General features: G+C 69.7%; 11 protein-coding genes and 2 pseudogenes. 2 read left to right on the forward strand and 11 right to left on the reverse strand.

Annotation, left to right across the window (positions count from 1 at the left end; genetic code table 11):
• From ABDV78_RS18635 to ABDV78_RS18645, 3 genes and pseudogenes are all read right to left on the reverse strand, one after another.
• Positions 1-89: pseudogene (locus ABDV78_RS18635) on the reverse strand (ferredoxin); the annotation flags it as partial.
• A 29-nt stretch (positions 90-118) separates the two neighbouring features.
• Positions 119-439, reverse strand: a complete 321-nt coding sequence (locus ABDV78_RS18640; protein WP_343528961.1) for a S4 domain-containing protein — start codon at positions 437-439, stop codon at positions 119-121.
• Positions 440-523: 84 nt separating this feature from the next.
• Positions 524-3,019 (reverse strand): helicase-related protein, encoded by a 2,496-nt coding sequence (locus tag ABDV78_RS18645; protein ID WP_343528962.1) that lies wholly within the window; start codon positions 3,017-3,019, stop codon positions 524-526.
• A 221-nt stretch (positions 3,020-3,240) separates the two neighbouring features.
• Here ABDV78_RS18645 and ABDV78_RS18650 point away from each other — a divergent pair, with 221 nt between their 5' ends.
• Positions 3,241-4,713, forward strand: coding sequence for a peptidoglycan DD-metalloendopeptidase family protein (locus tag ABDV78_RS18650; RefSeq protein WP_343528963.1), 1,473 nt, complete (start codon positions 3,241-3,243; stop codon positions 4,711-4,713).
• A 54-nt stretch (positions 4,714-4,767) separates the two neighbouring features.
• On the opposite strand, the gene ABDV78_RS18655 is transcribed toward ABDV78_RS18650, so the two are convergent.
• From ABDV78_RS18655 to ABDV78_RS18675, 5 genes are all read right to left on the reverse strand, one after another.
• Complete coding sequence (locus tag ABDV78_RS18655; RefSeq protein ID WP_343528964.1) at positions 4,768-6,381, reverse strand: DUF87 domain-containing protein; 1,614 nt, start codon at positions 6,379-6,381, stop codon at positions 4,768-4,770.
• Positions 6,382-6,489: 108 nt separating this feature from the next.
• Positions 6,490-7,254: a TIGR02186 family protein gene (locus tag ABDV78_RS18660; RefSeq protein ID WP_343528965.1), complete on the reverse strand. Its 765-nt coding sequence runs from the start codon at positions 7,252-7,254 to the stop codon at positions 6,490-6,492.
• Positions 7,251-8,165: a sulfite exporter TauE/SafE family protein gene (locus ABDV78_RS18665; protein WP_343528966.1), complete on the reverse strand. Its 915-nt coding sequence runs from the start codon at positions 8,163-8,165 to the stop codon at positions 7,251-7,253. The genes ABDV78_RS18660 and ABDV78_RS18665 overlap by 4 nt, the downstream gene beginning before the upstream one ends.
• Before the next feature lie 45 nt (positions 8,166-8,210).
• Positions 8,211-9,131 (reverse strand): hypothetical protein, encoded by a 921-nt coding sequence (locus ABDV78_RS18670; RefSeq protein ID WP_343528967.1) that lies wholly within the window; start codon positions 9,129-9,131, stop codon positions 8,211-8,213.
• A gap of 56 nt (positions 9,132-9,187) precedes the next feature.
• Entirely contained in the window at positions 9,188-10,567 is a 1,380-nt protein-coding gene (locus tag ABDV78_RS18675) for a glycosyl transferase family protein (RefSeq protein WP_343528968.1), read from the reverse strand.
• Positions 10,568-10,763: 196 nt separating this feature from the next.
• Between ABDV78_RS18675 and ABDV78_RS18680 the strand changes: the two genes are divergently transcribed.
• Complete coding sequence (locus tag ABDV78_RS18680; protein WP_343528969.1) at positions 10,764-11,969, forward strand: MFS transporter; 1,206 nt, start codon at positions 10,764-10,766, stop codon at positions 11,967-11,969.
• Here the strand turns inward: ABDV78_RS18680 and ABDV78_RS18685 are convergent.
• The 3 genes and pseudogenes from ABDV78_RS18685 to ABDV78_RS18695 all read right to left on the reverse strand — a co-directional run.
• Positions 11,923-13,152 (reverse strand): dipeptidase, encoded by a 1,230-nt coding sequence (locus ABDV78_RS18685; RefSeq protein WP_343528970.1) that lies wholly within the window; start codon positions 13,150-13,152, stop codon positions 11,923-11,925. The genes ABDV78_RS18680 and ABDV78_RS18685 overlap by 47 nt on opposite strands.
• Positions 13,146-13,424, reverse strand: a complete 279-nt coding sequence (locus ABDV78_RS18690; protein WP_343528971.1) for an acylphosphatase — start codon at positions 13,422-13,424, stop codon at positions 13,146-13,148. Before ABDV78_RS18690 ends, ABDV78_RS18685 begins: the two co-directional genes overlap by 7 nt.
• 158 nt (positions 13,425-13,582) lie before the next feature.
• A pseudogene (locus tag ABDV78_RS18695) lies at positions 13,583-13,705 on the reverse strand (electron transfer flavoprotein subunit alpha/FixB family protein); the annotation flags it as partial.

A 13,705-nucleotide genomic window follows, 5' to 3' on the forward strand; every position in this document is an offset into this window, starting at 1 on the left:
TCGCCCTCATAGAAGCAGTCGACGGGACACACCTCGACACAGTCCATATACTTGCAGCGAATGCAGGCATCGGTGACGACGTAGGTCATGACAACTCCCAAGGTACGAACGCGTGCTGCTATGCCGCATGCGGCGATCCGTCAACGCCCGAAACCCCGGAAGTGACCAGATCGCAGTAACAGGCGCGTCCCTCTGCGGGAGGGCCGCGCCGTACGGGCAGCGATTCGACGCGCAATACCCGCACCTGCCCGTGGTGCGCAAAGGTCAGGATGCTGCCGATCCGCACCGGCGCATGGGCGCGGTCGATCGCGCGCCCGTCCATGCGGAAATGCCCGTCGCACGCCATCGCCTGTGCCGTATCGCGCGACTTGGCGATTCGCGCCCACCAGAGGAAACGGTCGAGCCGCATCGATTCAGGGGCGGTGGCGCGGTTCGTCATGGGTGGGGGCGGTCCTTTCCGTAAGCGAAGTTCATCGATGCGCGTCCACCCCGGCCTCCGCAGGGATGGCGGGGTGGATTAACGTCACTGTGATCGCCCCCAGTCGGCGAGCGCGGCAAAGGCGTTGCCGGGGCGTGCCTCGACACGCGGGGCGGGGCGGGCGGGCGGGCGACCGCGCCAGATCCAGCGGGGCGGCTCACCCTCGCTGCCCGCGCGGACCTTGCGAAAGCCCAGGTCGGCCATCAACCGGTCGAGTGTCGCCGCCTCCAGCCCGATCGAGGTGGCGAGCGCCGCATCCGGGGTGAACGGTCCGCGCCCGGTCCGCGCATCATGCGTCGCACGGGCGATGCGTTCGACCAGATCGATCCGCACGGCCTGGTCCCCCAGCGGACGAAAGCCCGAGGCGACTCCGCGCCCCGGCTCGTCGCGCCGCAGGATGGTCGCGCCCGGCCGGGGCAGGGCGGGCGTCTGTCCCCACAGCGCCATCAGCGTGCGTCGCCATGCCGCCGCAGCGGGCTTGAGCAGGCGCGGGTCGAACAGGTCGAGCGTGCCGATGGTGATTCCCACCCCACGCAACCGCCGCCGTTCGTCAGGCGACAGCGCGTCGATCATCAGCCGCAGCGGCTGGCGCGGTACGATCCCGCCCGCATCCTCCAGCGCGGCGGCGACCGCACGGATCGCCGGAGACGCCTTCGCCTCGCGCGCCAGGGCCGACAGCCGGACAAGGGCTGGCACCTGGCGATCGAGCGTGCGGGCGACCCATTCCTCCAGCCGCGCCTTCACCCGCTCGCGCATCGGCGGGGTCAGGCAATCGAGATCGCGCTCCAGCCGCACCACCGGCCGCCCCAGCGACGGACCCGCCACCAGCCGGGCGACGGCGTGCCCGTCCCAGACCAGCCGGTCTTCGACCAGCGAGAAGGCGTCGGGTGCGGCGGCGATCAACGCCTCGGCGCGGCGCCCCCGCTCGGTGCCCAGCCGCTTTTCGGCCGCCGCGAGCAGCAGGCGCTTGTCATTGGCCCGCGCGCCTGCCTCGACGGTGAAGCGGAAACCCTCCAGCCGTCCGATGGCATGATCCTCGACCAGCACCTCGCCTTCCGGCCCGATGGTGACGGGCAGCGCGCCGGCATCCGCGCCGATCCGGCGGATCAGCGCGGTGGTGCGCTTGTCGACGAAACGCTGGGTCAGGCTGACATGGAGCCCGTCGGACAGCCGCTCCTCGATCTCGCGGGTGCGCTCGGCCCAGTGGCGGGGATCGGCCAGCCAGTCGGCGCGCTGTGCGATATAGGCCCAGCTTCGGATCGCGGAGAGGCGACCCGCCAGCGTTTCGACATCGCCCGCCACCGTGTCCAGCCGCGCGATCTCGTCGGCGAACCATTGGTGCGGGACATGGCCCAGCCCTTCGGACAGATGGCCGAACACGCGCGAGACGAAGCGGGCATGCGGATCGATCCCCACTTTTCGGAAATCGGGAATGCCGCACGCCGCCCAGAGCCGTGCGACCATCGCGGGCCGCCGCACCCGGTCACGAACCCAGGCCTCGTCGGCGAGGCGCTTCAGGACCTGCAGATCGGTGGCGAGCGGGGCGGCGCGCAACACGCCGGGTTCCGGCCTGCGTTCGAGGCTGGCGATGAGCGCATCGATGCTCGACAGGTCGGGATCGCCGTCACGCCAGTAGAGATGGTCGAGGCGGGGAAAGCGATGCTCCTCGATCGCCAGCACTTCTTCCGGCAGGAAGGCGTCGGGCCCCTCCTCGGCCAGCGCGCCGAAACTGCCGTCGCGGTGGTGCCGCCCGGCGCGCCCGGCGATCTGCGCCATCTCGGCGACGGTCAGGCGACGACGGCGGCGCCCGTCGAACTTGTGCAGCCCGGCAAAGGCGACATGCGCGACGTCCATGTTCAGCCCCATGCCGATCGCATCGGTCGCGACCAGATAGTCGACCTCGCCCGCCTGGAACATCTCGACCTGCGCATTGCGGGTGCGCGGGGAAAGCGCCCCCATCACCACCGCCGCGCCGCCGCGCAGACGGCGCAGCATCTCGGCGACCGCATAGACCTCCTCGGCGGAGAAGGCGACGATCGCGGAGCGCTTGGGCAGGCGGCTGATCTTCTTGGCGCCCGCATAGGTCAGCGTCGAGAAGCGGGGGCGTGCGATCACCTCCGCCTCGGGCACCAGCGCGCGGATCATGGGCTTGAGCGCTTCGGAGCCCAGGATCATCGTCTCCTCGCGGCCGCGCCGGTGCAGCAACCGATCGGTAAAGACATGACCGCGCTCCAGGTCGGCCCCCAGTTGCGCCTCGTCCAGCGCCATGAAGGCGACGTCGCGGTCGGGCATGGACTCGGCGGTGCACAGGAACCAGCGTGCATCGGGCGGCAGGATCTTCTCCTCGCCGGTCACCAGCGCGACCTGCGATGCGCCCTTCAGCGCGACGACCCGGTCATAGACCTCGCGGGCGAGCAGGCGAAGGGGAAAGCCGATGATGCCGCTGGAATGCGCGCACATCCGCTCTATCGCGAGGTGCGTCTTGCCGGTGTTGGTCGGCCCGAGAACGGCCGTCACGGCGCCCGATACGCGGCTGGTCATGTCCTCTACATCGGGCTTTGCCGGGACAGTTGCAACGGCATGAAGCAAGATGGCGTGCCGCGGACGGTATTCGGCCCGGTCCGGCCACGTCTGGCCGCAGCATCGGGGCGCAGCGCCGATCCCCCCTTTGACTTCGCGCCCCATTGGCGACACCGCAAGATCCTGTGCGCCGGGGGGAGATCGGCGACGCTGATCGACGATTTCACGGACGTACCCCACCGATGTTCCTCGCCACCGACGAAGCCCTGTTCCTGACCGGCGGCACCGCCGCGCGGCGATTGGGCAAGACCATGCCGCTCGCGCCAGCCGGGCGGCTGGATCGTTGGCGGCAGGCGGCCCGTCATATCGACTGGGTGCCCGATCTGGGCGCGCGGATCGGCAGTCGCGACTGGTGGCGGGGGCTTGCGACCTGTTCGGCGCTGTGCGCGGCGACGATCGCGATGGCGCCCAGCCTCCACCGCCCGATCATGGGCGCCTCGCCCAGGCCGCTGACGGGAGAGGCCCGCGATAACGCGCGCGCGCAGGCCATCGCCCCGCTGGCGCTGGGGGCGGACACCGGGCGGCGCATGGCGGCGAACGCGCTCGTCACGCATCTCGCCGAGGCGCCCGAACGGCCGATGGTCGAATTGTCGGCGACGGTCGGGTCGGGCGACCGGCTGGCCCGGGTGCTGCAGCGCGCCGGGGTGGCGAAGGATCAGGCGCGCGCGGCGGCCGACCTGGTCGATCAGGCGACCGATGGCGAGGCGATCGCCTCGGGCACCCGTATCGCGCTGACCCTGGGGCGGCGGCCCAGCCGGATGGTCGCGCGTCCGCTGGAATCGATGAAGCTGCGCGCGCGCTTCGACCTGGCGGTGACGCTGACCGCCACGCCCAAGGGGCTGGCGTTGACGCGACAGCCGATCGCGATCGACCGGACGCCGCTGCGGCTGCAAGGGTTGGCAGGATCGAGCCTCTATCGCTCGGTCCGTGCGGCGGGTGCTCCGGCCAAGGCGGTGGAGGCCTATATCAAGGCGCTGTCGGCGCGCATGGCGGTGGGGCGCGATGTGAAGCGGTCGGACAGTTTCGACCTGATCCTCGAGCGCGAGCGGGCCGCGACCGGCGAGACGCGGCTGGGCAAGCTGTTGTTCGTCGGGCTCGACCATGGCGGGCGCAAGCTGCAACTCGCGCGCCTGGCCGATGGCGATGACGGGCAATGGTATGACGTCAACGGCCAGACCGAGCGGCGCGGTGCGATGGGCATGCCGGTCGCGGGGCGCGTGACCTCCTCCTATGGCAAGCGGATGCACCCGATCCTGGGTTTCATGCGGATGCACAAGGGGACGGATATCGGCGCCCCTTATGGCGCGCCGATCCATGCGATCATGGACGGGGTGGTCCAGTTCGCGGGCCGCTCGGGCGGCTATGGCAATTTCGTCAAGCTCGCGCATTCGGGCGGGATCGCCAGCGGCTATGGCCATATGAGCCGCTTCGCCGTCCGCTCGGGCGCGCATGTCAAACAGGGACAGGTGATCGGCTATGTCGGATCGACCGGCATGTCGACCGGTCCGCATCTCCATTGGGAGGTGTGGAAGAACGGCGTGACCGTCAATCCGTACAGCCTGAAGCTGTCGAGCGTCGCGGTGCTGTCCGGCGCGAAGCTGCGGGCGTTCAGGCGCGAGGTGCAGAGCCTGATGGCGGTGCGACCGGGGCGGTAAGCCCCTGATCCCCGACACCGCTCAGGCCGAGCGGAGCCGGGGCACCGCAGGCCCCTATTTCCCCGCCGTCCGCCACCGCGCGACCGTATCGGCCAGCGCATCGGCGCCCCGCGCCGGATTCGCCCACAGCGCGGTGAACTTCATATCGTTGGAGGCGGGGCGCTTGCCCTCGTCCAGATTGTCGAAACTGGCGCGCATCGGGAACATCACCCCTTCGCCGCACAGGATCGCCTCGCGGTTGCGCAGGGCCGAGATAGTGTCGAGCAGCCCGCGACCGCCCTCGGGCATGGCCGCGCGGACCACCGCCTGGTCGCGGTCGTTGTTGAGCCGCATCGAAATGATCGTGCCGCATTGCGACAGCAGGCCTTCGGCCAGATCGGACGGCCGCTGGGTGACGAGGCCCAGCGAGACGCCGTATTTGCGCCCTTCCTTGGCGATGCGCGACAGGATGCGGCCCACCGCCGAATCCTGTTCGGCGCGCGCGGGAATGTAGCGATGCGCCTCTTCGCAGACCATCAGGACCGGGCGCCGCTCGGCCGGGTCGGACCAGATGGCATGGTCGAAGATCATCCGCGCCAGCATCGCGACCACGACGCTCGTCACGTCCGACGGCATGCCCGACACGTCGATGATCGAGATCGGCCGCCCGTCGCTCGGTATGCGCAGGATGCGCCCCAGGAACGACGCCATCGTATCGGCGACCAACATGCCGGAGAACATGAAGCCATAGCGGGGATCGCCCTTGACCTCCTCGATCTTCGACTTGATCCGCAGATAGGGGGCGGTGTCGCCCGCGCGGTCCAGCTTGCTCATCTCGGCGGTCAGCAGGCTGGTCAGGTCGGACAACAGATAGGGGATCGGCGTGTCGACGGTGACGCGTGGCAGATCGGCGGCGGCGCGGTTGCGCATCCGGGCGGCGAGCAGGCATTTGGCGAGCACATCGGTGTCGTTCTGGCGCTCGGTGGGGCAGGCCGACAACAGGATCTCGCAATGCTCGGCGAAGGTCATCAGCCAATAGGGCATGCGCAGATTGCCCATATCGTGAATCTCGCCCGTCTCGCGAAAGGCGCTGGCATATTCGCCATGCGGATCGATCATCACGATATGGCCCAGCGGCGCGAGTTCGCAGATGCGGTGCAGGACCATCGCGGTCGCGGTCGACTTGCCGGTGCCGGTCGATCCCAGAATCGCGAAGTGACGGCCGAGCAGCGCGTCGACGGCCAGCGTGGCGGGAACGGAGCGCGCGGGGTGGACCGTGCCGATCCTGATGGTCGCGATGTCGCGATTGGCGTGGATCCCGGCCAGCTCGGCATTGGTGATCGCGTGGACGGTCGCGCCCGGCATGGGGTAGGAGGTGACGCCGCGGCGGAATCCGTACAACTCGCCGGTATCGGCATGGCGCATGCCTTCGCCCATCAGGTCGATCTCGGTCGCGATCGCGGCGGGGTCGCTGGCCGGGTCGAGCGCGATCGCGCGGATCGAGCCGATGATCCAGCGGTCGGCGCGCTTGATCTTGATCGGCATCGCGATCTGCCCCGCCGCCGCCAGCACCGGGTCGCCATGACCCGCAAGCGCGGCCACCGCCTCACGGTCGAGGACGATGCGCCCTGACGACCCGGCGATACCGAGCAGCCAGCCGATGACCGGCGTCTCGGACAAGGGGGGCATGGGGTATTGGGAGGCCAGGGCGGGCGAGAACATGGATGACGACACCGTCCGATCTAGGGGATTGGGCGGAGATCCTAACGATCGAACCTTAAGATGCCGTATCGGCGCCTAGACGCGGCGGGCGATCCATCCCGCCGTCCAGCCGAGCAGGATGGAAAGCGCCACGGCGGTCAGGCCATAGGGGATGGCGGAGCGATCGGCGGCGCGCGCCACGAACCGCTCGAACCCCGATTTGCGGATGTCGATATCGCGCACCGCGGCGGCCAGCACGCGCCCGTCGCGGATCAGGAAGGTCTCGGCGGTGAAGCGTCCCACTGGCACGCGCGCCGGGATGGTCACGCGGGCGCGGTAGAGGACATTGTCGGTGATCTCGACCGCGCGCGGCGCCTCGACATACAGGCCCGCGCGGCGGCGCTGGTCGACCAGTCCGGCCTGGAACCGCGCCTGCACATCGGCGGGCGCGTTGGAGGCGGGCGAAAGCTGAAGGCTGTCGAGCCCCAGTTCGTAGATGGCCCGCGTCCGGTCATCGACCATCTGTTCGATCGGCCGCGACGAGGCGATGGCGTAGAAGGACGGCGCCGACTGATAGCGCAGCCGCCCCGCATTGACCCACAGCCCCGCGATCTTCTCCTTCTCGCGGATCAGGATCGACTGCGTCGGGCCTTTGACGACGATGACGATGTCGGTCGGCCGGTCGTCGCGGGGCGGGCGGCCGCCGGGATAGAGGATCGCGCCGAACAGCAGCAGCTCGGCCCCGGTGAAGCTGTAGGCGATCTGGATATCGCGCTGCGACACGTCGGGGACCAGCACCGGCTTGGCCTGCGCCATCATCAGCGGCGAGGCGAGCACCAGGACGATAGCGGCGCGCCTCATAGCGGCTGGACCGTGAAGATCTCTTCGGGCCGCCAGACGAGGCCCAGCAGGATGCGTAGCCCGACGAGCAGCACGATGACGGCGAGTGCGAGGCGCAGATATTCGGGCTTCACATTGGTCGCGAATTTCGCGCCGAGCTGCGCCCCCGTCACCGATCCGATGAGGAGCAGGCCCGCCAGCACGATGTCGACCGCCTTGGTGGTGGTGGCGTGCACCATCGTCGCGGCAGCGGTGACGAACAGCGTCTGGAACAGCGAGGTGCCCAGCACGACGTTGGTCGCCATGCCCAGGATATAGATCATGGCGGGGACCAGGATGAATCCGCCGCCGACGCCCAGAAGGATGGTCAGGATGCCCGTGAAGAAGCCCAGCATCAGCGGAGCCAGCGGCGAGATGTACAGGCCCGAGGCATAGAAACGGGTGCGGAAGGGCAGCGCCGCGACCATCGGGTGATGGCGTCGCCGTGCGGCGTGCTGGGGACGGCCGCGCCGCTGCGCCAGGATCGCGCCGGTCGCCTCGCGCGCCATCATCGTGCCGATCCAGCCGAGCATGAGGACATAGATGATCGCGATCACCGTATCGATCTGGCCGCTCGCCTGGAGCAGCCGGAAGATCCAGGCGCCCGCGAACGACCCGACGATGCCGCCCGCGACCAGCACGCCGCCCATCTTCACATCGACCCCGCCGCGCCGCCAATGCGCCGACACGCCCGACACGCTGGCCCCGGTCACCTGGCTGGCGGCGGAGGCGGCGGCGACGGTCGGCGGGATGCCATAGACGATCAGCAGCGGTGTGGTCAGGAACCCGCCGCCGACCCCGAACATCCCCGACAACAGGCCCACGCCCGCCCCCAGCGCGATGATGACGAGCGCGTTGACGGACAGGTTGGCGATCGGAAGATACAAGTCCACGCCCGCGTTATAGCCCGGTGGTCCTTTCCGAACAGTGTCAACGATTCAGAAATCGCCCGCCAGCGTCAGCGCGGGGCCGGAATTCGGGGCGGCCGCGCCCGCGATCCGCTGCCGCCAGTCGAGCGACAGCCTGACACGTCGCTCCGCCACCGGAACCGCGACCCCCAGGGTCGGCCCGATATCCAGCCGCTGCGCATCCCGCTGCGCCCCGCCCCATAGCCCCAGGCCCAGGTCGACAGCGTCGGAAAGCGCCCTGCTCGCACGGGCCGCCCCGTCGGCAAAGGGCTGGGTGCCATCGCGCAGGACCGCGCCCGCCTGCGCATAGGCGGTCAGGATCAGTCCCGGCGCGATCGGGCGAGGGCCGATACCCGCCACCGCGACCATCGCCACGCCGTCCCTGCCCTTGTCCAGCGCCACCCGCTGTTCGACCAGCAGGCGCAGCGGCAGGTGGCGGGATGGCCGCCAGTCCAGCCCAAGGCCCATCTCGCGCCCCATCCCGCTCCACGGTGCGGACAGCCGCAGGCTCGCCGACAGCGCGCCGCCGCGATCGATCCGGCGCAGCAGACGCAGCCCGGCCTGGCTTCCGCCCAACTGGCCCCCCGGCGTCAGCGTCCCGCCGCCCTGCCGCGCGATCGCCCAAAGGCTGGCACTCCAGCGATCCGGGCGCGCCAGCCCTTCCGGCCAGTCGGGGATGATGGGCGGTGGCGGTTCGCCTTTGTCCGGCTCCGGCGCGATCGTCATGGTCGGCGGGGGCGGCAAGGCCTGTGAGGGGTTGGCCAGGAGCGTCGCGACCGGCACCGGCCGGACGGCATGCGGGCGCGGAACCAGCGGGATGCCCGGCCGGACGTGTCGGGTGATGCGCGCTGGCGGTGGCTCTGCAACGGGCGCAGCGGCCGCCGCGGCCAGCGTGATCGGCGAGTTTTCGGCCTGTTCGGCGTCGTGCCCGGACGGCATCAGAAACGCCACGCGCCCCAGAGTCCATAATGCCAATATGCCCCCCAGAAAGCGGATCGGGCGGCCACTCATGGTCTGGCCGACAGGTCGGGAAACTGGTGCTGTGTCTTGTCCCAGGCCACGGGGCGGCCGCGCAGCACGAGCAGATAGCGGATCATCGCGCGCGGCGCGGCGGCGAGCGCCACGAAATTGCCGATGAGGAAGCGCGGCAGGGACCACAGCGCTTCGCGCGCGCCATAGGCTCGCCCGGTAAAGGTCATGCGGACGCCCAGCCTCCAGCAGAGCAGCAATGCGTTGACCGCGATCAGGCGCGCCAGCGTCGGGTTGGTTTCGGGGAGGGGCGACCGCTCGATCCAGCAGAGAAGGATCGTCGCGGCCTGCGCGAAAATGCCCAGATAGGCGGCCGCCAGCACCAGCATGGCGAGCGGCCCGCGTCGGTCGCGCAGCCGCCACCAATGATCGCCGATCGCCCAGATGCTGCCCCAGCCGGTCCGGTCCCAGCCGACCAGCGCGATGCCGGTCATCCACCGCGCCTTTTGCCGGACGGCGGCGACCAGGCTCATGGGGAAATAGGCGCGAACCGCCACGACGCTGCGCGGCGGGCCGTCGGCGACGCGGGCGAACAGGCCCTTGCCGCCCAGTTCGGCGATGCGCAGTCCCAGTTCGTAATCCTCGGTCAGGCTGGTCGCGTCGAACGGATCGCCGCCCCGCCGCTGCGCGATGTCGCGCAACATGGCGGGCGCGATCGCGCAGCCGGTGCCCGCCAGCGGCAATCCGGCCCCCGACGCGGTGCGCACGACGAGCTGCTTGATATGGCTCTCCGCGAACTCGTCGGCATAGTGACCCGATACCAGTCGCGATCCGGGCGCGACGAGCGGCAGCACCGGCAACTGCACCACCGCGCGCCCTTCGATCAGCGAGTCGAAGACTGCCAGCTCGTCGGGGTGCAGCACGTCCTCGGCATCGTGCAGCACCACCGCCTTGACCGCGAACCCCTCGGCCAGGCGGTCCCGTTCCAGCGCACGCCACACCGCGTTGAGGCAATCGGCCTTGGTCGTAGGGCCAGGGCGCGGACCGATGACCAGCCGGACGCGCTCGTCGCGCTCGGCCACCGCCGCGGCGGCCGCGATGGTCGCGGGGTCATTGGGATAAAGCCCGACATAAAAACGATAATCGTCATGGCGCAGCCGGGCGAGCGCGCTGGTCAACATGGCACCGATCACGCCGGCTTCGTCCCAGGCGGGGACCAGGATCACCATCCGTCCGGGCGTCGCGGGCGGGGGCAGGGCCCAGCTGCGGATCGGCGTGGCGGGGCCCCTGATCAGCCTTCGCGTGAAATAGATGAGGTCGACCAGCAGATCATCGACGCCGCCGATCAACAGCCCGGCACCTGCGAACAGCATGAGTTCGCGCGCGACGCCGTCGATCCCCCCGATGATCGCATCCAACCGGCAATCTCCCCCTTGCCGGGCGGAAAACTGCCCGCGCGCAACGGCCGGTGCAATGCCAAAAACAGGTGCCATTTCGGAATGGGCGCATGCCGCCAGGATTCATCGGGCGATTTTCGGGATAATCAGCATTGGGCCGGTTGGGTGGTTGCGCCGTTTGTTGCGGTGCAACATATGGGGCGTGAAAGGATCGAAGATGGCGCGGACATTTCCACCCGGCATCGTTCATGCCGCGCTCGCCGTGGGCGGCTTTGCGATCGGTACGACAGAATTCGCCGCGATGAGCCTGGAGCCCGAACTGGCGCGTGGGCTGGGGATCGATGCGCCCACCGCCGGGCATGTCATCAGCGCCTATGCGCTGGGCGTCGTGGTGGGGGCGCCGATGCTGGCGGTGCTGTCGGCGAAGATGGCGCGGCGGACCCTGCTGATCCTGTTGATGCTGATGTTCGCGCTCGGCAACGGGCTGTCCGCGATGGCGCCCGATTATCACTGGATGCTGGCCTTTCGTTTCCTCAGCGGGCTTCCGCACGGCGCCTATTTCGGCATCGCCGCGCTGGTCGCGGCATCATTGGTCCCCGACGAGCGGCGGACGGTCGCGGTCGGGCGTGTCATGCTGGGGCTGACGGTCGCGACGGTGGTGGGCGTGCCGATGGCGCAGATGCTGGGACAATGGCTCAACTGGCGCTGGGTGTTCGGGATGGTCGCGGCGCTCGCGCTGCTGACCGCGACGCTGGTCGCGATCGCCGCGCCGCATGACCGGCCCCAGGAAGGCGCGAGCGTCCGCCGTGAACTGGCGGCGCTGGGGCGGGGGCAGGTCTGGTTGACGCTGGCGATCGGCGCGATCGGGTTCGGCGGCATGTTCGCGGTCTATACCTATCTGGCCGCGACCCTGACCGAGGTGACGCGCGTGTCGCCGGCGACCATCCCGCTGGTCCTCGCCGTATTCGGGCTGGGCATGACGATCGGCAACATCGTCGTGCCGCGCTTCGCCGACCGTGCGCTGATGCCGACCGCCGGGGGACTGCTGCTCTGGTCGGCCGCGATGCTCGCGCTCTATCCGCTGGCCGCGGGCAGCCTGTGGACGGTGTTGCCCATCGTCTTCGCGATCGGATTGGGCGGCGCTTTGGGGACGGTGCTCCAGACCCGGCTGATGGATGTGGCGGGGGAGGGGCAGGGGCTGGCCGCCGCGCTCAACCATTCGGCGTTCAACACCGCCAACGCCATCGGGCCCTGGGCGGGCGGGCTGGCGATCGCGCAGGGGCTGGGCTGGACCGCGACCGGCTATGTCGGGTGCGGGCTGGCGCTGGGCGGCTTTGCGATCTGGCTGGTGGCGATGCGGCTGTCGCGCGGCGAGGTCAGCGGGCCAGCGGATCGATCGAATCGTCCGGTGCTGTCGCACTGAGGCTCTTCGCCACCGCCTCCACCTTTTCCATGACGCGCAGGATGTTGCCGCTGGTCAGGCCCGCCAGGTCCGCGTCGGTCCATCCGCGCCGGACCAGTTCGGCCAGCACCAGCGGATAGCCGTCCACCCCGCTCATCCCCTCGGGGCCGGTGCCGTTGATGCCGTCATAATCGCCGCCGAACCCGACCGCGGCGCGCCCCGCCATCCGCGCGATATGCTCGATATGGTCGGCGACCATGGCGGCGGTGACGCGGGGGGCCGGGTTGGCGGCATCCCAGGCGATCAGCGGCGCGGGGCTGCGCGGGCCATAGACATTGGCGGCCACGCCGACCGACTTGGCATAGGCGGTGCGTCGCGCATCCCAGGCCCGCCAGTCGCCCGACAGGAAGGCGGGATAGCAATTGACCATCACCACGCCGCCGCCCGCTCCGATCCGTCGGAGCAGCGCGTCGGGAATGTTGCGCGGCGCATCCGCGAGCGCCCGCGCATCGGAATGGGAGGCGATGACCGGCGCCTTGCTGTTATCGAGCACCGCCGCCATCGTCGCGTCGGAGACATGGGCGACATCGACGATCATGCCGATCCGGTTCATCTCGGCCACCACCGAACGGCCAAAGGCGCTGAGGCCGTTCGTGATCGGGGCGTCGGTGGACGAGTCGGCCCAGGCCAGGCTGTGGCCATGGGTCAGCGTCAGATAGGCGACACCCAGCGCACGATACTGGCGAAGCACCGACAGCCGCCCGTCGATCTGATGCCCGCCCTCGACCCCGATCAGCGAAGCGACTCGGCCCGAGCGGGCGATGTGGCGCATATCCTCCGGCGTGCGCGCCATCGCCATTCGGTCGGGATGCGTGGCGACCAGCCGGTGGACGCGGTCGATCTGCTCCAGCGTCATCTCGACCGCGCGGGGGCCGGTGACGTCGGCGGGAATCCAGACGGACCAGAATTGGCCGCCGATACCGCCCCGCTTCAATCGGGGAAGGTCGGTCTGGAGCGGATGGGGCAGGGCCGTCGTGCCGGTCGCAAGCGCGGGCGACTCCGGGGGGACGGAGGTATCGCGCAATTCCCAGGGCAGGTCGTTATGCCCGTCGATGATCGGCGCGCGGGCGAGAACCGATTCGACCCGACGTGTGACCGCGGCATCGGTCGTCGCCGCCTGGGCGAGGAGGAGCGCGATCAGCATGTCGGTCGTTGCTCGAACTGGAGGAGCGCGAGGTCGATGGGCTGCTCACTGGGGAGGACCAGATCGACCTCGGCCAGGGGCGGCCCGTCCCCGGCATCGGCGATCATCTGTGCGACGGCGATATCGTCGCCTTGAATCATCGCCTCGACCGAACCGTCCGCGCGATTGCGCACCCAGCCGGTCAACGCCAGCGACTCGGCGCGGGTCAGGAACCAGTAACGATAGCCGACACGCTGCACGCGCCCGGTAATGCGAAGATGTCGACCGATCATGGCGGCGACTGTCGCGCGGGAAGGCTGGAAAGGGAAGAGCGGCTACAATTCCGCCCCTTGCACGTTAGGAAAATGGCTTCGCGTGGAGGCGCAGAAGAGCGCGGAGAGGATCATTCCTTCTCAGCGTCCTCCGCGCCCCTGCGCGACCAAAGGCGGCCTCAGAGCTTGCCGGTCAGGTCCGGCACGACGGTAAAGAGGTCGCCGACCAGGCCGATATCGGCGACCTGGAAGATGGGGGCGTCCTCGTCCTTGTTGATCGCGACGATGACCTTGGAGTCCTT

Source organism: Sphingomonas sp., from assembly GCF_039594485.1.
Lineage (GTDB): Bacteria > Pseudomonadota > Alphaproteobacteria > Sphingomonadales > Sphingomonadaceae > Sphingomonas.